Source organism: Clostridium sp. YIM B02555, from assembly GCF_022320955.1.
GTDB classification, from domain to species: Bacteria; Bacillota; Clostridia; order Clostridiales; family Clostridiaceae; genus Clostridium; species Clostridium saccharoperbutylacetonicum.
In genome coordinates this window covers 453825-476823 of the sequence record NZ_JAKJJY010000002.1, presented here as the reverse complement: position 1 = coordinate 476823, position 22999 = coordinate 453825, and the positions used below count along the sequence as shown (strand labels likewise).

Sequence of the window (22999 nt, the reverse complement as noted above, 5' to 3'; positions counted from 1 at the left end):
TTAAAATTGTATTTGCATTAATTGGCACTTTTGTATACTTTTAAGACTTATATTAATTTTAATTACTTCCAATAGTTTCTTTAGTTATTTTATTGCATTCTAATAATATTTTCTTTGGAATTTCCTCTTTATTTAATATTTTAAGAGCATACTCCACGGCTTCTTTTCCTCCAGTTTTACAAGTAAAGGTCCCTTGAAGTATACCATTCCTAACCATCTCTTTTCCACCTTCCTGACCTTCAAGCCCATCAACTCCAATTATCTTTATATTCTTTAAATTGTTCTTCACTGCAGCATAATACGCTCCAAGTGCCATATAATCACTATGTGCAAAAATAATATCTACATTATTGTCTTCTTTTAAAATCTCCTCAAGTTTATCTTCTGCTTCAGTTTCTTGCCAATTTCCAACAATAGTTCTATCCACAGAAACATTTTTATGTTTAGTGATTGAATTTCTAAAGCCATTAGTAATTTCTTTATCTGTACTTGAATCTAACATTCCTTGAACTTCTATAACTTTGACTTTATCTTTATCTTTACCTGCTAATTCACCGACTAACTCTCCAGCCTGCATACCTATAGATTCTGTATCAGAACCAATATACAAAGTGTAATCGTATCCACTTATAGCCCTATCTAACATAATAACAGGTGTAGTTTTATATATTTTCCCTACTGTACCTGTTAATTCTTTCGAATCGTTTGTTGATACTATAAGGACATCTGCACCAAAATTAATTAAATCTTCAATATCTTTTTTTTGTTTTTCAGTATCTCCACCTGCATCTTTAAATATCATCTTTATATTACTATGCTTTTTAGCTTCCTCCTGGATTTCCTTATTCATATATACTCTCCAGGGCTCATACAAGTTAACTTGGGACATTCCAATAATAAAAGTATCTTTTTTTTGAGAGTTTATCCTACTGGAATAGAGTTTATAAATGATAATAAATAATATTAAAATCAATATTGTAAACAAATAAATTATATATTTTTTATTCTTCATTTATTTTCCCCTCTTAAACTCTGTTGGTGAAATTCCAACTACTTTTTTGAAAGCTCTACAAAAATAATGTTGATTACTATACCCCACTAACTCCGCAACATCATATATTTTAATTGATGGATCTTCCATAATACACATAGCCTTTTTTATTCTTACATTAGTTAAATAATCAATAAAGGAAAGGCCTGTCTCTTTCTTAAGCAACTTGCTTAAATACGATGATGTAACTTCCAATTTATCAGATATATCATTTACGCTTAAATCATTTGAATAATAATTATCCTCTATATATTTTATGGCCAACAAAATTATAGGGCTACATTTTCTTTTTTTATTCAAATCATTTACTATTTTTAAATATTCATGCTTTATTTTTAATATTCCCTCTGCAACATTTGCTTGTTCAACAAGCACATTGCACTTTAAATATTTACCAATTTCCATTTCCACCTGATTGCCAAGGTTAATCCATTCCACCATATCATGTATATTTGCAATCAATACTACGTTATTCTTATCATCGTTAAAAATAAACTTTTCATTTGATTTATTAAATTTTTCATTTAGCAAATTAGCAATTGCAAATTCTAAAAGTTCCATATTCCATCTTTTCTCTGCAGTTTCTAAATTTAATTTTTCTATTGGTTTAACTAAAATAAGCCCAACATTATTATTAAATTTAATTTTAAAATATTCAATTTCTTTTAACATCTGTTGATCATTTAATTTGTTATCTAGCCATTCACTAAAAAAATTTTTCTTCAATATTTCTATATTTTCATTTAATTGCTTTTCTACCCAATCTAAATAATTAGTTTCATTTTGAATTTCATTAAGTTTGGATACTGCTTTTAATATTATCTCTTCCATATTCTTTTTGTTGACTGGCTTTAAAACATAATCGAAAACATTATACTTTAAAGCTTTTTGTGCATAGGAGAAATCATCATATCCACTTATAATAATAACAATGCTTCTATAATTAATCTCCTTAAGTTTTTCCAAAAGATTGAGGCCATTCAGAAAAGGCATATTTATATCTAATAAAATTATATCAGGTTTCTTTTCTTTTATAACTTCCAATGCGATTTCGCCATCTTCTGCCTCACCTACGATATTAATATTAAGTTCATGCCAATCTAATAGATTCTCAATTCCTCTTCTAATTTTAGGTTCATCATCAGCAACAACTAATTTCCACATAAAACCCTCCGCTATTCTGTTTTTTGTATCAAATGGTAGTACTTATTTCCCCGATATTATTAATAGTAGTAATCTTTTGGAAATTTATCAATAGATTTTTGAAATAATTTTCCAAAACATTGTATGTACAATTCTTATGTATTATAATATACTTGTGCATACATTAAATCAATATATTTTATGTAAATGTATACTTTATGAGAAATATTTATTACTAATCGGAGGTGTTCATAGTGGCAATAGAAAAAAGACCTTTTGGAAAAATGCCTAATGGAGAAGAAGTTGATATCTATACATTAAAAAATGATAATGGAATGAAAATAGAAATAAGTACTTATGGTGGTACAATTGTATCCGGAATAGTTTCAGATAAAAACGGAAATTTTCATGATATAGTATTAGGTTATGATAATCTAAATAGTTATTTAAGTGGAGATAAGTATTTCGGTGCATTAATCGGACGTTTCGGAAATCGAATACAATATGGTAAGTTTACTCTTAATAATAAGGAATATACTTTAGTACAAAATAATGGAGAAAATCATCTTCATGGTGGCACTAAAGGCTTTGATAAAGTAATCTGGAACGCTAAAGTAATTGAAACTGAACCAAATACATTAGAACTTTCTTATTTAAGTCCTGATGGTGAAGAAGGATACCCTGGAAATCTTGATATAAAAGTTAAATATGTACTCACTGAAGATAATGCTTTAGAAATTAATTATTTAGCAACTACTGATGAAGATACTGTTGTAAATCTTACGAACCATGCTTATTTCAATTTATCTGGGCATTCTTCTGGAGATGTGCTTAAGCAAAAGTTAATGATTAATGCAGATAAATTTACTCCAAACGACAAATATTCAATTCCTACTGGGGAAATAACAAGTGTTGAAAATACACCTATGGATTTCAGGACTTTGACTCCTATTGGTACAAATATAAATTCTGATCATGAACAAATTGTTTTTGGAAATGGATTTGACCATAATTGGGTACTAAATTCTAATGGTTCAATTGATGTGAAGTCAGCTCAAGCTGTTGATGAAAACACTGGCATAGTAATGGATGTATATACAACAACTCCAGGAGTTCAATTCTACAGTGGAAATTTCCTTGATGGATCTGATATAGGCAAAAACAATACTGCCTACAATATTAGAAATGGTTTCTGCCTTGAAACTCAATTTTTCCCTAATTCTATTAATTGCAGCAATTTCAAATCACCAATATTGAAAGCTGGGGAAATATACAAGCATAAAACAATATATAAATTTTCCATACTATAAATAAAGCTTATAAATATTGCCCATAAAACTTTATGACTAAAGAATTATGAGTAAATAGGAGTTTAATGTCAAAAGCCTGAGAGGCTTTTGGCATTAAACTCATTTAAGAAATCACCAGTTAATCTCAACCTTATCCATTCATTATTCATCATCACCTATAATTACTATCTTTTACTTCTTACACAAATGAACTATTGTTGAAATTACCGCTCTATATTTTACATATGTTTTTGCTCATCCAAAACTCTATAAATTGCCTTAGCAACCCCCAGATTATCATTAGTATCTGTTATGTATTTTGCAATTTCTTTTATTTCTTGAATTGCATTTCCCATAGCAACTGATTCAGTAAATTCTGTAAACATTGAATAATCATTAAAACTATCCCCGATAACCATAACCTCATCTTTATCAAATCCCATTTTTTTCGCTACTTTAGCAAGAATAATACCTTTTTGGGCCGTTACATGAGTAATTTCTATATTATCTTTAAAGGAAGATGAAACCGCAATTCCTTCTATTTCACTTGTTATTTTCTTCATTTTATTGATAATTTCTACATCCTTATGAAATGCTACAAATTTTCTAACTTCTATATCAGAATTAAAAAATTCCTGTAAATTTTCTATATAATTTAGCTGTATAAAATATGCTTCTTTTTTTGCCCATTCAATAGCTTCATCTTGACTCAACTCTGGATGAAATGATAATGTCCTATACACCATTTCCTTTAATGCTTCTTCTTCTGTATCCGTAGTAAATATTCCTTTATTGGTAAATATCCTTGCAGATACTTTTTCTTTATGTAATAATTCTGTTATTTTCAATGCAGTCTTCAATTCTATATTAATTTCTTCTAATATATTCCCATCTTCATCTCTATATTCTGCACCATTCATTAGAACACATTGACATCTTATGTTGTTTTCTTTTAAGAGAGATTGGACAGTAAAATATTCCCTCCCTGTTGATATAGCAAATGCTATTCCAGCTTCTTCAGCTTTCTTAATAGCTGTTACAGTTTCCTCATCTATTTTATGCATTTTGTTTAGCAATGTTCCATCCATGTCAGATGCAATTAATTTTATCATTCTGGAATCAGCTCCTTGTTTCTATTATATTTTTATCCTAGTATATTATAACAATAATATACTACTTGATAAACCTATAGATATCCAAATTAATAATCAAACTTATAAATGTAATATACATGCATCATTGAGAAATTATAATCGTAACACTACACTAGAAATTACATACATATTTGTGCAAGCGGCATATGAAATTAAGCTGTGATGGTTATTAGTGGAAGGTTGTTCCACTTTCTGCTTGTCATAAATTTACTTTAGGAACATGCAGAAATGGGTGCAACCTTCCACTTAGAACCCATCCAGCGAAAATTTCATTAGTCCGCTGTAATAAATATGTGTTTAATTTCTGTAAGTTCCGCATATGTTTAATTCTTGCTTTGGATATCTATATCTATTAACAAATTCACCATAAAAAACCCAGTATTTCATTTGCATATTTGCATAGAAGATACTGGGCTTAATTTTAGTTATTTATATTTAAAATTTATTTTCAAGAATTTTGAGCTTCTTGTTCATTCTTATAATTAATATTATCTTGTTTCTTAAAGAATGGTAGATAAATAAAGAAAGAAATTACTAATACTACAATTTGCAATAATGCGGTTCTAACTCCTCCAACTAAAAGACCTGAAATTGGAGCTGGAGTTGTCCATGGAACTGATACTGCACTAAATGGAGGCACTAATCCTGTACCTATTGCAAAATAAGTTATTAATCCAGATACTACTGGTGTAAGTATAAACGGAACTGCCATAAATGGATTCATTACTATTGGTGTTCCAAAAGTAACTGGTTCATTTATATTAAATATACCAGGTAATATTGATAATCTACCTAATTGTTTAGATTGAGCTGATTTTGAAAAGAACAACATACATATTACAAGACCAATTGTCATACCAGAGCCTGTTACTGTCATGAATTGATCAACAAATTGTTGTGTTACTATATGAGCTCCATTTGCAATTGTTAATTCCTTACCACTATTAATTATTGCTTGATTATCTAATGTATTAGATGCTAGTATTCCTGACATTACACCACCGACAATTGATGCACCATGAACTCCAAACCACCATAAGAAAGGAATTAGGAATCCGATTACAATAACTCCACCTAAAGAATCAGTCATACCTTGAAGTGGTGTTTGTAATACTTTATATATCCATTCAATTAATGTTGTTTGTAGTCCCCATTTAAAACCTGAGTAAACAATTGTAGCGCCTAATATTATAACTGCTGCTGGTATTAATGCTGCAAATGAATTAGCAACTCCTTGTGGTACACCAGCTGGCATTTTAATTGTAATATTTCTACTCATAAACAATGAATAAACTGCACCTACTACTAAACCAATAATAATAGCTGTAACCATTCCTTTTCCGCCAGCCCATGCTATTGGAATAACATCTCCAACTACTTCACCACTTTTTGGAGCAATAACTGTTGAACTTGTTGTTAATAAAAATACAACAAATGAGATTACTCCAGCTGATAAAGGCTCATGTCCTTCATTTTTTGCATAAGTATAACCTATTCCAATTGTTGCTATAAGAGCTATTACGTTAAAAGTTGCTCCGAATGCTTTCCATAAAGGGTCTGTCCATCCTGCACCTAAAGTTGCAGCTAACCAATCGTTTAAAGGTTGATAAGGAAGTTGTGCAAGTAATAAAAAAACTGAACCAACAAGTGTTAACGGCAATGTGTACAAAATACCGTCCTTTAATGCTACAACACCTTTCATACTAACAAATTTCATAATTGCTGGCAGTATTTTTTCATTAAATGTAGTTGCAAATGATGACATAAATAATTCCTCCTTAAAAATAATTTACTATAAGTTCAAAAAATGATAAAATATATGAATAATAATAAATGAGTCAGATTTATTATTATTTTTACTTTTTAATTATGATTGTCCATGTGGTTTACTTACTAATTTATGCCACATGGCACTTTTTATTATAACTATCACTTTAATATAAATTATTATTTAGCTTTTTTATTATTTATTTCCCTGTCATACTTATTTAACTTCTATTTATTTGCTAATTTTAAAGCAAAATCTAATACTTTTTGGCCATTCATCATTCCATAATCAACCATTGGAATTACATCTACCGGAATGCCCTTTGGTTCACATACTTTTTTGGCCTTTGGCAATGTATAGCCAACTTGAGGTCCTAATAACGCTACATCTACTCCATCTAAATTTTTATCCATCTGCCCTTCTGGAAAGGCTTCAATATCAACATCTACACCTTTAGCCTTAGCTGCATCCTTCATTTTATTAACTAAAAGGCTTGTCGACATTCCAGCTGCACAAAATAATCTGATTTTTATCATAAACATCCTCTCCTTAAATTTAAAATAAATTAATTGGTATAAACTTATTATAAATGATAATTTTTTCTATGTAAAGGTTTTAATAAAACTTATTTTTTATATTTCGACACAAATACTTCTTATAAAAAATCAGATTTAAATCAATTTTTATATTATTAATGAATTTTACTTAATAGTTTAAAATATTTTCTATTTAAAAAAGAAAGTTTCAATAAATTTTATTGAAACTTTCTATAATATTTAGTAGTGACAAATAACTGTATCCCCTACATTTATATAGTTATATATTGATTGTGCTAAATAATATGGTAGATTAACGCATCCATGAGATCCATCTGTTTTGTAAATTTGTCCTCCAAATACTGATCTCCAGCTTGCATCATGTAAACCTATATTTTTATTGAACGGCATCCAAAAACTAACAGGAGATCGATAATCTTCTCCAACTAATTCTGTGTCTCTTTGTTTAGCATATAAACGATAAACTCCATCAGGTGTTGAATTTCCATTGCTTTCATTTCCAGTAACAGTATCTCCCTCTGTGACTAAATTACCATTTTTATAAAACCATACGTGTTGCTTTGATAAATCAACTTCCACAAAAGTATCTCCAACATTACTAAAATATCCAGCCGCAGCTGTTTGCGTATATATTGGACTCTTCGATATAGCTTGTCCATTTCTAATATTAGTTATTAAAGCTTGTGTTTCCTGCGAACTATCGATCATCCAACTATGATTATTACCATAATATCCACCAGAAACTTTTATCCCTGAACCTAGTGAAGAAGTATAAAGATATGCCAAGTTATCTACATAACTTCTTACCATACTTTCATAAAGAACTATCTGCAAATTTGCATCAAAGCTTATCCAATCCTTTATTGTAGATCCATCTAAAACTTGAGTCATACCTCCTATATCATATGTTATCTTAGAAGATATATATCTATTCGCTGCATTCTTTGCATTAACAATTTGAGGAGTGGTCTCAGTAATTTTAGGATTTTCATAACAATTAGCTGATTCTAAATTTATTACAGCATCACTATGTTTAATAGCTTTTACTATATTTTGATATAGTGCATCCCTATTTACTTTATTTCCTTCCATTTCTTTTATAATAACGTAGTTATTATTTTGATACACAATATAAGCATTTCTAGGTTGAATTGTTCTATTTGGATCAAGACATACCAACTTGTTTATAATTTCTTGTAATAGCTTGTCATCAAAAGAAACAGCATCATTATTATTAGAATCAGTTTTCAACTGAATATCAGTCCCCTTAATTACTTCTTTGCTCCCTCCTTTTTCTTCTAATGTTAACGCATATGAATCTAAAGATGTTATCTCACTTTTTGTAGTCATAGAAGAAGTTTCTTTTTTTGTTTTAGCTGAAACACCTACTGAACTAACCAAAAACATACAAACTATAATTGCTAATATACCGAAAAAATTAATAAAACTTTTTATATTTTTATTTTCTATATATTCTTTTCTCTCCATAAAGTATCCCCCGTAGTTTATCTAAATTAAGTTGACAATTTGAAATTTGGTTAATCTTATTACCTTATATAAATCACTCCTTTTTAACGTTATATATAACATAAAATTTTCTAAAGATAGATTGTAAATTTATCAACCCTCTGATATTATACAATATTTTCCACTAAAAATCCAATCTATTATATCTTTATTTTATTATGCATTTTCTATAGCAAAAAAGCATAGTATTTCCATAGAGACACTGAAAAGTCATACTTTTTTTGTAACCTGGTTTTTCAGTAGTCTCAATTTCTATACCACACTTTATACCATACTTACCTTTATATATTTTTTGCAAACAAATAAATTAAAAGTGTTAATGGTTCCTATTTTTCTAATAACCTATCTATAGTATCAACTAAGTCACTAACTTCAGGTTTACTTAATTGTGCATCAGCCTTTACCGATTCTCCTTTATGTCTCAATTCTTCTGTAATCAATGATGAGAATATTACAACAGGAAGTTTGCCAAGAGTTAAATCTTCCTTAATTCTTCGTGTAAGAGTAAGTCCATCTAATTGTGGCATTTCTATATCTGTAATAAGTAATTGTGCCTCTTGTGTGAAGTCTTCACCTTTATCTTCTGCTAATTTAGTCAAATAATCTAATGCTTGTTGTCCATCATCAAAAACTTTCATGTTCCTAAATCCTGCTTTTGTCAAGGTATCCTTTAAAAGTCTTCTAATTAAAGCTGAATCATCCGCTAAAACTAATTTTATATCCGATCTATCCTTATAATTAACTTTAACAAGTCTATCTTCACTTATTCCAACACTTGGCGCTATATCTGTAACTATTTTTTCAAAATCAAGCATAATTAATACTTTACCATTTAAAAGTATATTACCAACAGATAGAGAATTTTCTGATAAATCATCCGGCTTCCTTATTTCACTCCATTTTATACGATGAACTCCAACTATGTCATCAATATTAAAGGAAACTTTAATTTTATTAAATTGACATATTATAACTTTCTTTCCGAGATCAGACGGTAATTTTTTAGACAAAATATACTTTAGGTCAATTAAAGTAATGATTTCATTTCTACATAAAATAAGTCCTGCTATTTCTGGTTTAGGATCTGGTAATCTAGTTAATCCACTAGTTGGCATTTCTATTACCTCTTTAACTTTTACAACATTAATAGCATAGTGATTTCCGTTGGCAACGAATTCAATTATTTCTAATTCCCCAGTACCTGATTCTAATAATATATTATTATTCATAATCTCTCTACCCCTTATCTAAAATTTATAATATTACTTTTTATAAATTCATTAAAATCTTTATTCATATTATCGCTATTATTAACAAATTCTTTATAAACTTATTATACCATTTATCTATACTAAATGGTAACATTTTAATACAATATTAGTCATAATATTCTTGTATCTATTGTCTAAGACTTAAAAGTTTGTTTTTTAATTGTTCTTCTATATTTCGCAATTCAACTTCTGCAGATTTACGCTTTTCTCGGCCTTCTGTTTGTATACGAAGTACTTCGTCTAAAGTTGTGATTAATGATTCATTTGTATTTCTAAGGGTTTCAATATCAACAATTCCTCTTTCAGATTCTTTAGCTGTTTGAATAGTTGACATTTTAAGTGTTTCGGCGTTCTTACGTAAAAGTTCATTTGTCATATTAGTAACTTCATTTTGAACTTTTGCAGCATTATTAGAATGTGCTACCCCTAATGCTAGTACAATTTGACTCTTCCAAAGAGGAATAGTATTTACAATAGTAGATTGAATTTTTTCTGACATTAAAGAGTCATTATTTTGAACCAACCGAATTTGTGGTGCCATTTGTAATGAAATCATTCTTGTTAATTCTAAATCATGAATTTTTTTCTCAAAGCGGTTGCAAAGAGCCACAAAATCATTTGTTGATTGTGCATCTTCAGGAAGCCCACTCAACTTAGCCCTTTCAACTAAAATTGGAAGATCTTCATTTTCCAACTTTTGAAGCTTCTTTTTGCCCGCTAATATATACATAGACAATTCTTTAAAATAAGTCTTATTTATTTCATACATCTTATCAAGCATAGCAATATCTTTTAAAAGTTGAATTTGATGTGTTTCAAGCATTCCACAAATTTTATTTATATTTCCTTCAACTTTATCATATTTTGCTTTCATTTGAGTAAGCTTTTCTGAAGTTTTCTTAAATAAACCTAAAAAGCCTTTCTTTTCTTCTATAGACTCAAAGTTCTTTAACTCACATACTACATTAGTAAGCATATCTCCAACTTCACCAAGATCCTTAGTCTTTACATTGTTTAAAGCTGTTTCAGAAAAATCCGCTATTTTCTTTTGAGATCCTACACCATATTGTAAAATTGAATTTGAATTTGTCACATCTATTTTCTCAACAAATTCATCTACCATCTTTTTCTCTTCTTCTGTTAAAAAACTATCATCAAGGGCTTCAACTTGCTTTGCTTCCTCCCCCACCTTAACAATAGGCGCCTCATCTTTAAAAGGTTCAAATGTTAAATTTGGTGTAACATTAATATCTTCTTTAAATGGATCATTCACTTTTAATTCCTCCTTATGCAAGCTAAATTATTTTTCAAAATCTTTTTTAGTTAAACCTTCTTGTGTAAATAATGTTTCAAGAACAGATATATCAGTTGAAATATCTAAAGCTAACTCTTCAAATAAATCATCAAGTAACTTCTCAAAAGCCATATTTATGCTATCTATTGCTTTTTCAATTTCACTTTTTGCATTTTTTATATTCACTCCTTGAACTGGCTGCTCATTTAATTCTTTATATGAATTAACCAATTTTAAAGTCATAGGAAGATAATGATTAATAAATTTATTAACCTCTGATAATTTGTTAGGATTCTTTTCTATATACTTAAGTATTTGTATCACTATATTTTGAAGTTTATCTAATTTTCCAGATATCTTTTCCTCCTGTATTGCATTATTTACATTATTTATTTGTTCAATATAATTCTGCCCAATTTCAATCACTTGCAGTAATTCTTTTTTTTCAGGGTCACTTTTTTCTCTTTCCATTTGCTCTTGTTTTTTCAATTCATCTTCTTGTCGCTTTTTAAAAGCCTTTTCTGCATTCAAATAATTTTCATAAACCTCATAATTTAACATAAAATAAGTTTGTTTCTCATCAAACCTACCTTCTGGAAACATATTTAATTCAACCATTTTCTTTAAGTCTTTTATAACAAATTTATTTTTCCTTTCAATTGATACAGCTAATTCCTCTGTGCTACAATATTTTTTTTCTTCAAGACAAGTTACATATTTTTTGAATCTTTTCACTCTATTTCTTAATGTTCTCCCTTTTAAATAAAAAAATAAACTCACAAGAAAAAAACAAATAAAAACTGTTAAAAATACATTATAAGTAGTTGAATAATTTTCCATAATTAATATATATATTAATCCAATTATTGATAACGTCCCAAATAATCCACTTCCAATTGAACCAAATATAGTGTAAAGCATACCTGATATTCGTCCAACAGGTTTTCTAGCAATATATCGTTGTAATTCATTTTGATTTTTGGCTACGTTATAATTATTCATTGTGTTAATATTCCTATATTTGTCTTTCATTTTAACTTTAATTTTATCATTTATATGATCTGATTTATCTTTAAACTTTACTTTTATTTCGTTTATTGTTCCTTCAGTTTTATCATCAATTTCTTTTTTAATTTTAGCAAAATCTATAGCATCAAATGCACTTTTTACTGTATCCATAATTTGATCTTCCAGATCAGAAAAATCCTTTTTTCCCATACTCATGCCTCCAAATTATTTTCTTAGGATACTCTTACAATACTATGTATATTGTAATAATATTTTGTTTAATTATATCTCATTCTTTAGATAATTACAATTTGTAACAACTTTATCATTTATATTTATTATTTAACTTAATATATTTCTAGGTTACTTGCCTATAAAACAAAAAGCATCTGCAGTACAGATGCTTTCACTATTATAAATGATTTACTTAGTTAGTATATATGTTAAGATTACCTTTTTCTAAATCATCTATTTATGAACCAAAACCCTATCTTCTTTATTTGGACTTTCAAATTTCACTGATGTTGGATCTGGTGTCTTATGTGAAGGTCCAGGTGTTGATAAATCAAAATAAAGTTTAGAATCTTTTGTAACCCCAAAATCTTTATTTGAGCCTGTATTTTGAACTTTATTCAATGCCTCTCTAAACAATGCATTATGTGCTTCTTCTCTATTTAACAAGAAATCAATTGTTGCTCTAACTTCTTTATCTTGAATTTGACGATACAAATATTCATATACTACTTTCGCTCTTTGTTCAGATGCTATATTAGATAATAAATCTGCAACTAGATCTCCAGTAACTGTTACATAATTGGCTGTCCATGGCTCTCCAGAAGAATTAATTAATACGGGCGACAATCCACACTGAACATGAGTTTGAATTTCTCCACTAGTAACTTTTTGATTATCAACTTCATGACCATTAAGTAAATTTATTGTTTGCGCTACCATTTCCATATGACTAAGTTCTTCTGCTCCAATATCCATAAATAAATCTTTTATTTCAGGATCTTTTATTCTAAAACTTTGTGAAATATACTGCATTGCAGCTTTAAGTTCTCCATTACCTCCACCTAACTGTTCCTGCATTAATACTGCATACTGAGGGTTTATTCTCTCTACCTTTACATCCTTTAATAACTCCTTTTTATGTTCAAACACAAATAACACCTCCTAATAATATAAATATTACCCTTTTAGTATTTCTACTTTCATTTTTAAATATTCATTTCAAATTTATTTTGTAGAAATATGTATAATTCTAATTCATATATACATTCATAATTTATATTTGCTAGATTTCATTAAGTTTTTCCCATAACAATCCAGTTAAAAACTTATAAATATAATAATAAACTCTCAAAGTGGTAACGTTTTTTGTAGAAATTTTAGATTTTTTGGGTATATATTGCTATTTACCTTGCGTATTTATTAACTAATAGCGTATATTATAAGTAAGTAATTATCATTTTGTGTTATTATTTATTCAGTATTTTCAATAATAATACAATGTTTTTAGGGGGAATTTATGATGAAGTGGTTTAATAACTTAAACATGTCAAAAAAACTAATACCTGCTTTTATAGGTATTGCATTACTAATAGCATTAGTTGGTTCTGTCGGAATACGAAACATGCAAATTATGAATAAAAATTCAAATACTGTTTATCAACAAAATCTTTTATCTATTGAACAAATGAATAAAATTAAGCAAAATATTTTAGAGATAAGATATAATCTATTAAAAATTTCAAATCAAGCCAATAAGGAAAATCAAAATCCTGGTTTGGAAAAAGAAATTTCAAATTACTCAGCTGAAACAGATGAACTTTTGAATACTTATGAAAAGAATTTTTTAACTGAAGAACAAAAACCAATCTTAGAAAAGTTAAAAAAGGATTTGCAAGAATTCAGATCAATCTATAATGATGTTATAAAATTATCAGATCAACAAGATTTTGAAAAATCTAAAGTTAGATTTACTGAAATAGCTACTGCAAGAGCTAATGTATTTAAAGGGTTAGATGATTTAATTCAAATTAATGAAGAACTTGCTGCCAATTCACATAGCCAAAATTCAAATGCATACAATTCTTCATTATATTTCATACTAACTGTGGTTATCATTGGATTAGCGCTTTCTATAATAATTGGTACATCTATATCAGTCATCATTTCAAAACAATTGAAACAAGTCTTAAATTTTGCGGAAGCAATTGGTGAAGGTGATTTAACCAATAAAATAGCTATAGATAGTAGCGATGAAATAGGACGACTTTCAAAAGCTTTAAATAAAGCTGGTGAACACATAAAGGAACTTATAACTAAAATAGTAATTAGCGCCGAAAAAATAAATTCTTCTAGTGGAGATTTATCTGCTACTACCGAAGAAATATCATCAATGATGAATACTTCTGGAGAAGCCACTGAATCTATTGCTAAGGGTGCGCAAGATTTAAGTGCTACAACAGAAGAAGTCCATGCTTCCATGGATGAAATAGCACGAGATACGCATGACTTAGCAGATAAATCCGAAGAATCAAAAACTTCTGGAGATGAAATAAACAAAAGAGCTATTGAAATTAAACAAAAAGCTGCTGAAAATATTAAACAAGGTAATATAATATATGAAGAAAAGAAACTTAATATAATAAAAGCTATTGAAGAAGGTAAAGTTGTTGAAGAAGTCAAGATAATGGCTGATTCAATTGGAAGTATATCTGAACAAACTAATTTACTTGCACTAAATGCAGCTATAGAAGCAGCTCGGGCAGGAGAACAAGGAAAAGGCTTTGCAGTAGTAGCTGATGAAGTAAGACAGCTAGCCGAACAATCTTCTGAAGCTGTAATTCAAATTCAAAATATGGTTACTCAAGTTAGAAATGCTTTTGATGCCATATCTTCAAGTGGCCAAGATATATTAGATTATATTGCCAATAATGTACAACCAAGTTATAACTTGTTGCTAGATACAGGTGTACAATATGAAAAAGATGCTGAATTTGTTAGTCACATGGCTATAGGTATATTTAATGCCACTAAACATATGAATGACACGGTAACTCAAGTCAATAAAGCCTTTGAAAGTGTTTCTCTCACAGCTGAAAAATCAGCTGCAAGCTCTGAAGAAGTATTAGCCAGCATCAGTGAAATTACTAAAGTAGTAGCTCAAGTTGCAGATTCAGCTCAAAGTCAAGCTGAACTAGCATTAGAATTACACGAACTAGTTCAAAAATTCAAGATTTAATTCTATTTATAATAAGTTTAAGCACAATCTAATGATTTATATATTAATCATTAGATTGTGCTTATTTTAACTACCTATATTAACCAATCACCATTCTTAAATACTTGAATTTTTTCACCATCAGCTGTTTCACCAATAATTTCAAGGTCTGCTGAACCTACCATAAAATCAACATGTGTTAATGAATCATTAACACCATTTTCTAAAAGTTCCTCTTCCGACATATTGTCACTATCTTTCAAGCAACTTGGATATGCCTTACCAAATGCAAAATGACAAGATGCATTTTCATCAAATAATGTATTATAAAATATCAATCCTGAATTTGATATCGGCGAATTATATCCAACCAAAGCAACTTCTCCAAGATATCTTGCGCCTTCATCAGTATCCAAAATTCCCTTTAATATTTCTTCTCCCTTTTCTGCTGAAAAATCAATTATCTTTCCATCTTTAAAAGTCAATTTAAAATTATCTATTAAATTACCACCATAATTTAATGGCTTTTTACTAGTAACATAACCATTTACACCATCTCTCTTTGGAAGTGTAAATACTTCCTCAGTTGGCATATTAGCTACAAATTTAGCTCCATCTTTAGTATATTCTGCTCCTGCTAACCATTCATGTCCTTTTGGAAGCTCCACAGCTAAATCTGTACCTTCAGATTTGTAATAAAGAAATTTAAAACTTTTTTCATTCAAATAATTTTTTCTAGTTTCTAATTTTGATAAATGTTCTTCCCACGCCAAAATCGGTGACTCTTTATCTACTCTTACGATTTTAAATATTGATTCCCATAGCTTCTCAACAGCTTCTGTCTCTGATACATTTGGAAATACCTTTTTAGCCCATCCTTTTGTAGGTATTGATACAACACACCATGGCACTTCATTACTCATATAAGCATCATTAACCTTTTTCAAAGTTTTACTTGCTGTTTTAAGTTGAGCCGCTATTTTATTCGGATCCACTCCTCCTAAAAGCTCTGGATCTTGTGCCGCTATACTAATTAATCCAGTTTTTTCTTTTATAAGTTGTTCTCTTGCTAGTGCACGATATATTGGCTCCATTTCAAAACTCTCCATCGGAGCTTTATTATATCTTATTAATGAAAGCTGCTCATCATTATATTCTACGATTACATTTATAGCTCCAGCTTCATAAGCTTTTTCCGCTATCATTCTAGCAAACTCTGCACATTCTATTGGTGAATTTATAAGTAACTGTTGATTTTGTTGTAAATTAATACCTGTTTTAACTACGAGTTCTGCATATTTTTTTAACATTTCTGTATTCATTTTTACTATCTCCTATAATTTTACGATATTTTACCATCATTATATCATACTTTACAATAATCATTATTGAGTTATAAAATTAATTTTACTTAACATTTTAAAATAGAAAAAGGATACTTAATGATTTATACATAAAAAGTATCCCTTTTCTATATTACACGAATCTAATCTAGATATCTTTTTTAGTTTTATTTTCATAATTCCAATACATTATCAATGCAATAATTGAAAAAATTGCAGGGCCAACAACACTCCAAATTGTAGTTTGCATATCACCTTCTAATGCTGGCTGTATAATTGAGAACAAATTAGCGAGCCCTACTGTTAATACAACTATACAAGTCCAAAGGTTAGCAACCCCTTGAGATTTAAATACTACAAAAGGCTTATTTATTTCACTTTTCTTCTTAAAATAAGGAAATGCAGCTGCTATAAACATATATGGAAGTGTCATTGCAACATTGGTCATTGATACAAGTATATTGAAGAAAGCTGCCATTGAGTTTCCTCCAAACGCAACTAATGCTATTACTATACAAACTATTGTTGCTTGAATCCACATTGCATTAATTGGCAACCCATTTTTAGTTTCTCCAATTTTCCCTGGCCATAGTTTAGCTGGAGTTCCTTCTATTATCTGCTTTAATGGTGAATACATTAGTGTAAAAAATGCCCCAGATAGTGCCAAGAACATTGAAAGTCCAACAAATCTTGCAACACCATGACCTAACGCTACAGCTGTAGCTTCACTTGCCCCAAACGCAGAACCAAGTGAATATCCTAAATTAGACATAACTATATAACTCGCATTACCTAAATTAACGTTTTTAATTCCCATTACAGTCGACCAGTTTGTGAATACTCCAACCAATAATATTCCTAAAGAATAACCAATCGAAATTATAGCTGATGATATTAGTATCCCCTTTGGAAAAGTCCTTTCAGCATTCTCAGTTTCATCAACTAATCCTCCAACTGCTTCTATTCCTCCATATGCAAATAAAGCATAAACCACAAATGCTAAAGAAGCAATTATATCTCCTGAATATTTGGGATTTGGTGTTTGTGTAAATGAACTAATACCTTTAATTGGTTCAGCCAATTGTCCACCATTTCCTAAAAATACGCATATTGCGCCAATCCACAAAAATACATTCAACAACAAAACTGCTGTTCCACCTAATGAAGTTACCTTCTTTATCTTTTCAAGACCTTTAGTAGATGTATATGTCACTGTTATTATCCATATAATTCCCAAAACTCCTAATACTTGTGGTCCCTGAAGTCCTAATATACTCCAGCTTTGTGTTGTATCTTCTCCAAATATAGCATTTGATACTGGAACCCACATACCAGATGACACATTAACCATCCATGTTATATAAGAAAAGTACCACATAAAGGTTCCTATAAATGCAAATCTTGGTCCAATAGATTTCTCCATCCATGAATAGATTCCACCTTTTTCTTCTTTAAAAGCGGCTCCCATTTCAGCTACCATTAATGCAAATGGAACAAAGAATGTTATCCCTGATAATATATACCAAGGAATCGCAGCATACCCCATCTTATAAAATGATCTTGGAATATTGTTAAATCCATATACAGATGTAAAAATCATTAATGCTAAAGGTATCAACGTTAATTTTTTTGATGATTTTTCTTTCGCTTTCATTTTTCCTCCTTAATTTATATTGTAATCATTATCATTAGAACAAAAAATTTTTCGTATGTTTTTACAATTTCACTCAATGTAATATTTTAATTATAATTTTATTTTTTCCACACCATTCTATTTTATGTATCCATTCTGACAACTCATTTTAATATAATAAATTTCTTCTTTTTAAATTTTACAGAATTTTAAAAGCTTAATGTAGTAACACTAAGCTAATCACAAATTATATTATATTTTATCCATGCCTATAATGCAATGTTTACTTTATTACGCAAAAGAGAAGCTTCTCATATAACTAGAGTTAGCTTCCCTTAGATATTGATTCAAATTTATTTTAACCTGGCATTACACACTCAAAAAGTTTGCTTCCCATCTTTCCTAATACCACGCATAATCCTAAATTTATTAAAGCTACAATGAAAATAAAAATCTTTGAAACGGCTGTATAAGATGCAATTATGAAAAGACCAGGCATTATTAATGATCCTATAAACAAAGCTATTCCTAGATATATTTTTATTTTTAAATATGGTGGAGATAGTTTTTTAAATCGAACTTTTGCATCATAAATTCCAGCTATAAATGCCAAGATAACAGTTATTGGGAAAAATATAGACAATGTTTTATTTACTGTAAGTAAATTATTACTCATATCTTCTGGTAATATAAACGATAATATGAAAAATCCTAATATAAATACAGCTATAGCTTCCGGGAAATGTACAGATATTGGATGCAAATGTAAATCTAAAATCTTTTGTCTTTTTTCATTAATATTAAACTTATGTTCAACAAAGGCTGTCTTGGGAACTCCACAAGCTGGGCAAACATCTTTTAATTCCGCCTCTTCCATTATAAATCCACAAACTTTACAACGTACATACTTCTTCATATTCTAACCTCCTCAAAATTATAGCTAATTTATTTTTAACTATATTACCTATATATATTATCTCTCAATACTACCTATTTTCGCAAGTTTTTCATATATTTTTCACAAAAATACTTTATCCTACAGTTTCTATTCAAAAATATAAGAATAATAGAATTGCTTAACATCTTCTATTATTCTTATTCACCAAAAAATTCTATACTTTTTTCTTATATAATTATTTTCCTACCTTCATTTACTGCTTCAACCCTATTTTTAACTCCAAGTTTGGAGTATATGTTTATTATATGAGTTTTTACAGTTGATATAGATATAAATAGCCTTTCTCCAATTTCTTTATTACTCAGCCCATCTATTAAAGCCTGAAGAACTTCTATTTCTCTAGGACTTAAAACTTCATTTTCATCCCTTATCCCTATTAAATCACAAAGCTTCTTTACAAATACTTTATTATCTGCATCTTCTAATAATTGAGTTTTAAATTTTTGTATTATTTCTTTTAAATAAACTCTTGTTTTATAATAAGGAAATAATATATCTTCATCCCTAGAATAATATATTGCTTCTTTCAGACTGTTTATACATTCTCTTGAATTTTCTAATTTAATTTTATCCAATAATATTACTCTCCAAATTAATGAATATACAAGTAAATATCCAATTCCACTTTTTCTACAAGCAAATACAATATTGCTAAACTCATCAAAACTCTCTTTATATTTCTCTTTTTTATACAGAACCATCCCATAAGTTAACCTTAAAATATCTGGATAAACTGATTTTTTATACTTTTCCTTAAATATCTTTACAAATTCATCATATTCTTCTGCTTTTATCCTATTTTCAAAAAACAACAATCTAATTTTAAGTGCAAGCATTTGAATATAAGAATAGTTATCTTTATTTTCTTTATCTATGTTATTTAATAATTTTTCGCACTCATCAATATTACCTTGTATATATTTTACTTCTGCAAGATTATAATTAATGTTAACCTCTAAAGGTTTAAAAGCAGCTCTTTCTTTAAACTCTTCAAGTGTTTTTTGGGCTTCCATTAAAAGTTCTTCTGCCTCTTTATCCATAAGTTTTTTAATATAAATTCCTGGAAGTCCCACTGTTCTCATTATATCAAAACAATACCTATAATTTTTATTATTAATGTGTTCATTTAATTCTTCATAGTACTTTAAACACTCATTTAGCTTTCCTATACTTTCCAACACAGAAACTTTATTATATTTATATATTAAATCCACATAGCGGTTATTTAATTCTTTATTTGATTCTTTAATTAGTTCCATCATTTCAAAAGATTTTGTGTATTCATTAGCAAATCCTAATGCCCATGACGCTAAAATATAGTAAACTGTCTTAGTAAGCACATTTAAATCCTTATCAATTTCTTTAGGAAAATTAAAGCAACTCTCTTCTACATAAGTATTATTTAATATAATACCAAATAATTTAATCGCATTCCCAAGGTTATTCTCCTTGCTATAATTAAGTGATTTAATTATTGTATTGCATCTCTCATAATCTAAATTTAAATAATTGAAAAATAATGAGATAAGCGTTAAATCTGCGCTTCCATTATAATATTCTAATGGAAATTCATTTAATACTTTTGTTGATACAATGTTATGTGCATTTTCTTCTAGTATTTTTAATGCACTATTATATCTATTATAATTTATATAAATCCTTATAACTTCATCATAATTATTCTCTTTAATTAATGAAGCTGTAAGCTTATCTATAATATCATTTTTGACGCTTTCTTCATATTTATCAAAAAGTTCTACAAGATGCTGCCTTAAGATATTATGATATCTATATATCTTTTTTTCTTCATCGATTGTAATTATCAACATATTTTTTTCTATTAAATTCTTTATTATTTTAAAGCCATCCTTATTATCAATATCTTTATAAATATCAGGATTCACATAGTTTAAGGGCGAAGTTTTAACCAAAAAATCAATTTCATCTTGTGACAAACTCCCTATAATTTCATTATTCATATAATCAATAAATAATTTATTTCCACGCGGTATATTTTTTATAGTTTTATTATTTCCTAATACAGTTAACAAAAGCTTAATTGCTCCTACCCAGCCCTCCGTAATTGAATAGATTTCTTTAATTATCGCCTCATCAATGATTTTATCAGTATTATTTTTTATAAATTCCTCTGTTTCTATTAAAGACAAATTAAAATCTGCTGAACCTACTGTAACTATTCCACCTTTCATAAGAATATTTCCTATATAAAGTTTAACATCATATCTTGAAATCAAGATAAAATGTACATTTTCTGAAGAATTTGCTACAAAATATTCAATAGTTTCAAGTAGAAATTGATCTTCTATATAGTGAAAATCATCTAATACTATAAATAGCGTGTCTTTATTTATAAGCTCGTTAATTAAGGATGATATCAATTCAAAAATATCCTCTCTTTTTACTAATGGATTTATCATATCAATGTAAAAATTCAAATCTTCAATATTATCTCTTAATCCATGTAAAACATAAGTCCAAAAGTAAGTTAAATCATCACTGTTTTCATCTAATGAAAGCCACATATAATTAGCTTTATCTTCAATGTAATTAGAAATAAGTGTACTTTTGCCAACAGCAGCTCCACCTTTTACAACTGCCAGCTTATTTTCTTTAATGTTAAGAAGCTTGTCTTGTATATTTTTATTTCTATGAAGCATATTTTTACTTTTTGGTCTTATTAGTCTTGTATGAAGAATATTTTTCATTTAAATCACCCTAATAACTTATTTTGTTGTATATATTTTAGCATATATTGGCTTTTCTAAGCTTAATTTTATTTATTAAATATGAAAGAATTATCATTATTATACAAACAAAAATAACATTAATTATATCAATATAATTTGTCTTTCCGTTTTCTAGTGCAATTGTAAAATTCAAAATATGCTTTTGTGGCATTATATCACTAATTATATTTATTAAAGTATTATTAGAAATAGTAAAGAAGCTTCCTGCAAGCAAAGTTGTTATTATATTAATCATAACTCCTAACATACTTGCACTTTCTTCTTCTTTTACAATTGAAGAAATTAGTAATCCAAAAGCCGAAGCTAATAAAGCTAATTCCAACACTATAAAATCCAATTCAAATACAGTAACATTTGTATCTAATTTCAGCACTTCTTTTGCTATTGTTACTACTATTACCGTTGGGACAAAAATCATAATAAAGACTGAAACAAAATGGCTTAATATATACTGTTCATAAGATATATCAGCACTTATAACTCTTTTTGATATCCCCTTTTTTTCATCAAAGTAAAATCTATAAAGCATTACTCCTAATAATATTATAAACATAGTTATATATCCAACTATATTAGCAGCCACACCTCTCTTTTCACCATCTTTAATTTCAACATTTTCTCCATTAGCTATTTTCAATAACTTGCTTTTAAAATCATTTCCTTTAACAGTATCTACCTGCACTTTCCCATCTTCATAATATATAACAGCATCATACTTGTTTTTTACCAAATCCGAAAGAGGCACTTTATTTTCAAGTTGTGTGATATTAGCCTCAGCACTGTTAAAATTAATATTATCATTTCTAACCACTCCAATATTTGCTCTTTCAACAAAGCTACTTGAAAAATATATAGCAGCTGTTATAACTATTGGTGTTATAATAATAGGCATTATCAAATAGGTTTTACTATTTATCATTCTATATAAAATTCCTTTTATAACATTTATCATATAAATTCTCCTTATCTTTCAGAATAATTAGTTCTATCTTCCGTTTATGACTTC

General features: G+C 28.4%; 17 protein-coding genes. 2 read left to right on the top strand and 15 right to left on the bottom strand.

What is annotated here, in order from left to right:
- Window positions 1-58: 58 nt before the first annotated feature.
- Both L3B98_RS05390 and L3B98_RS05385 read right to left on the bottom strand, forming a co-directional pair.
- Entirely contained in the window at window positions 59-1012 is a 954-nt protein-coding gene (locus L3B98_RS05390) for a substrate-binding domain-containing protein (RefSeq protein WP_077365838.1), read from the bottom strand.
- Complete coding sequence (locus L3B98_RS05385; RefSeq protein WP_077365840.1) at window positions 1013-2215, bottom strand: response regulator; 1203 nt, start codon at window positions 2213-2215, stop codon at window positions 1013-1015. It abuts the gene before it with no gap.
- A gap of 233 nt (window positions 2216-2448) precedes the next feature.
- Here L3B98_RS05385 and L3B98_RS05380 point away from each other — a divergent pair, with 233 nt between their 5' ends.
- A complete protein-coding gene (locus L3B98_RS05380) occupies window positions 2449-3504 on the top strand; it encodes an aldose epimerase family protein (RefSeq protein ID WP_238915893.1) in 1056 nt (351 codons plus the stop codon).
- A gap of 218 nt (window positions 3505-3722) precedes the next feature.
- On the opposite strand, the gene L3B98_RS05375 is transcribed toward L3B98_RS05380, so the two are convergent.
- The 8 genes from L3B98_RS05375 to L3B98_RS05340 all read right to left on the bottom strand — a co-directional run bounded on the left by L3B98_RS05375 (window position 3723) and on the right by L3B98_RS05340 (window position 13226).
- On the bottom strand, window positions 3723-4595 hold the full coding sequence (locus L3B98_RS05375) for a Cof-type HAD-IIB family hydrolase (protein ID WP_077365844.1): 873 nt from the start codon (window positions 4593-4595) through the stop codon (window positions 3723-3725).
- Window positions 4596-5085: 490 nt separating this feature from the next.
- Window positions 5086-6402 (bottom strand): PTS sugar transporter subunit IIC, encoded by a 1317-nt coding sequence (locus L3B98_RS05370; protein WP_238915892.1) that lies wholly within the window; start codon window positions 6400-6402, stop codon window positions 5086-5088.
- Window positions 6403-6632: 230 nt separating this feature from the next.
- Window positions 6633-6941 carry a PTS sugar transporter subunit IIB gene (locus L3B98_RS05365; RefSeq protein ID WP_015394767.1) on the bottom strand — a complete coding sequence of 103 codons (309 nt, stop codon included), beginning with the start codon at window positions 6939-6941 and terminating at the stop codon, window positions 6633-6635.
- 240 nt (window positions 6942-7181) lie between these two features.
- On the bottom strand, window positions 7182-8450 hold the full coding sequence (locus L3B98_RS05360) for a L,D-transpeptidase family protein (protein ID WP_077365846.1): 1269 nt from the start codon (window positions 8448-8450) through the stop codon (window positions 7182-7184).
- 365 nt (window positions 8451-8815) lie between these two features.
- The gene (locus tag L3B98_RS05355; RefSeq protein ID WP_077365848.1) at window positions 8816-9718 is read right to left on the bottom strand and encodes a chemotaxis protein; all 903 of its coding nucleotides are present in this window, start codon (window positions 9716-9718) and stop codon (window positions 8816-8818) included.
- A 169-nt stretch (window positions 9719-9887) separates the two neighbouring features.
- The gene (locus tag L3B98_RS05350) at window positions 9888-11033 is read right to left on the bottom strand and encodes a toxic anion resistance protein (RefSeq protein WP_238915891.1); all 1146 of its coding nucleotides are present in this window, start codon (window positions 11031-11033) and stop codon (window positions 9888-9890) included.
- Window positions 11034-11060: 27 nt separating this feature from the next.
- Window positions 11061-12272, bottom strand: a complete 1212-nt coding sequence (locus L3B98_RS05345) for a 5-bromo-4-chloroindolyl phosphate hydrolysis family protein (RefSeq protein WP_238915890.1) — start codon at window positions 12270-12272, stop codon at window positions 11061-11063.
- Between the two features lie 258 nt (window positions 12273-12530).
- Complete coding sequence (locus L3B98_RS05340) at window positions 12531-13226, bottom strand: manganese catalase family protein (RefSeq protein ID WP_238915889.1); 696 nt, start codon at window positions 13224-13226, stop codon at window positions 12531-12533.
- A 370-nt stretch (window positions 13227-13596) separates the two neighbouring features.
- On the opposite strand from L3B98_RS05340, the gene L3B98_RS05335 reads away from it, so the two are divergent.
- Window positions 13597-15312, top strand: a complete 1716-nt coding sequence (locus tag L3B98_RS05335; protein WP_238915908.1) for a methyl-accepting chemotaxis protein — start codon at window positions 13597-13599, stop codon at window positions 15310-15312.
- Between the two features lie 74 nt (window positions 15313-15386).
- On the opposite strand, the gene L3B98_RS05330 is transcribed toward L3B98_RS05335, so the two are convergent.
- The 5 genes from L3B98_RS05330 to L3B98_RS05310 all read right to left on the bottom strand — a co-directional run bounded on the left by L3B98_RS05330 (window position 15387) and on the right by L3B98_RS05310 (window position 22945).
- Window positions 15387-16613: an aminopeptidase gene (locus L3B98_RS05330; protein WP_238915888.1), complete on the bottom strand. Its 1227-nt coding sequence runs from the start codon at window positions 16611-16613 to the stop codon at window positions 15387-15389.
- Window positions 16614-16782: 169 nt separating this feature from the next.
- Window positions 16783-18288 (bottom strand): glutamate/gamma-aminobutyrate family transporter YjeM, encoded by a 1506-nt coding sequence (gene yjeM / locus L3B98_RS05325; RefSeq protein WP_077365860.1) that lies wholly within the window; start codon window positions 18286-18288, stop codon window positions 16783-16785.
- Between the two features lie 337 nt (window positions 18289-18625).
- Complete coding sequence (locus L3B98_RS05320; protein ID WP_238915887.1) at window positions 18626-19183, bottom strand: rubredoxin-like domain-containing protein; 558 nt, start codon at window positions 19181-19183, stop codon at window positions 18626-18628.
- A 209-nt stretch (window positions 19184-19392) separates the two neighbouring features.
- Window positions 19393-21951 (bottom strand): LuxR C-terminal-related transcriptional regulator, encoded by a 2559-nt coding sequence (locus L3B98_RS05315; RefSeq protein ID WP_238915886.1) that lies wholly within the window; start codon window positions 21949-21951, stop codon window positions 19393-19395.
- Window positions 21952-21988: 37 nt separating this feature from the next.
- Entirely contained in the window at window positions 21989-22945 is a 957-nt protein-coding gene (locus L3B98_RS05310) for an ABC transporter permease (protein ID WP_238915885.1), read from the bottom strand.
- Between the last annotated feature and the right edge of the window lie 54 nt (window positions 22946-22999).

What these genes read in the sequence shown, in the direction of transcription:
- L3B98_RS05310 (WP_238915885.1), bottom strand. Translation starts at nt 22,945, where the DNA reads ATGATAAATGTTATAAAAGGAATTTTATATAGAATGATAAATAGTAAA.
- L3B98_RS05370 (WP_238915892.1), bottom strand. Translation starts at nt 6,402, where the DNA reads ATGTCATCATTTGCAACTACATTTAATGAAAAAATACTGCCAGCAATT.
- L3B98_RS05315 (WP_238915886.1), bottom strand. Translation starts at nt 21,951, where the DNA reads ATGAAAAATATTCTTCATACAAGACTAATAAGACCAAAAAGTAAAAAT.
- L3B98_RS05320 (WP_238915887.1), bottom strand. Translation starts at nt 19,183, where the DNA reads ATGAAGAAGTATGTACGTTGTAAAGTTTGTGGATTTATAATGGAAGAG.
- L3B98_RS05330 (WP_238915888.1), bottom strand. Translation starts at nt 16,613, where the DNA reads ATGAATACAGAAATGTTAAAAAAATATGCAGAACTCGTAGTTAAAACA.
- L3B98_RS05345 (WP_238915890.1), bottom strand. Translation starts at nt 12,272, where the DNA reads ATGGGAAAAAAGGATTTTTCTGATCTGGAAGATCAAATTATGGATACA.
- L3B98_RS05375 (WP_077365844.1), bottom strand. Translation starts at nt 4,595, where the DNA reads ATGATAAAATTAATTGCATCTGACATGGATGGAACATTGCTAAACAAA.
- L3B98_RS05335 (WP_238915908.1), top strand. Translation starts at nt 13,597, where the DNA reads ATGAAGTGGTTTAATAACTTAAACATGTCAAAAAAACTAATACCTGCT.
- L3B98_RS05365 (WP_015394767.1), bottom strand. Translation starts at nt 6,941, where the DNA reads ATGATAAAAATCAGATTATTTTGTGCAGCTGGAATGTCGACAAGCCTT.
- L3B98_RS05355 (WP_077365848.1), bottom strand. Translation starts at nt 9,718, where the DNA reads ATGAATAATAATATATTATTAGAATCAGGTACTGGGGAATTAGAAATA.
- L3B98_RS05390 (WP_077365838.1), bottom strand. Translation starts at nt 1,012, where the DNA reads ATGAAGAATAAAAAATATATAATTTATTTGTTTACAATATTGATTTTA.
- yjeM (WP_077365860.1), bottom strand. Translation starts at nt 18,288, where the DNA reads ATGAAAGCGAAAGAAAAATCATCAAAAAAATTAACGTTGATACCTTTA.
- L3B98_RS05360 (WP_077365846.1), bottom strand. Translation starts at nt 8,450, where the DNA reads ATGGAGAGAAAAGAATATATAGAAAATAAAAATATAAAAAGTTTTATT.
- L3B98_RS05385 (WP_077365840.1), bottom strand. Translation starts at nt 2,215, where the DNA reads ATGTGGAAATTAGTTGTTGCTGATGATGAACCTAAAATTAGAAGAGGA.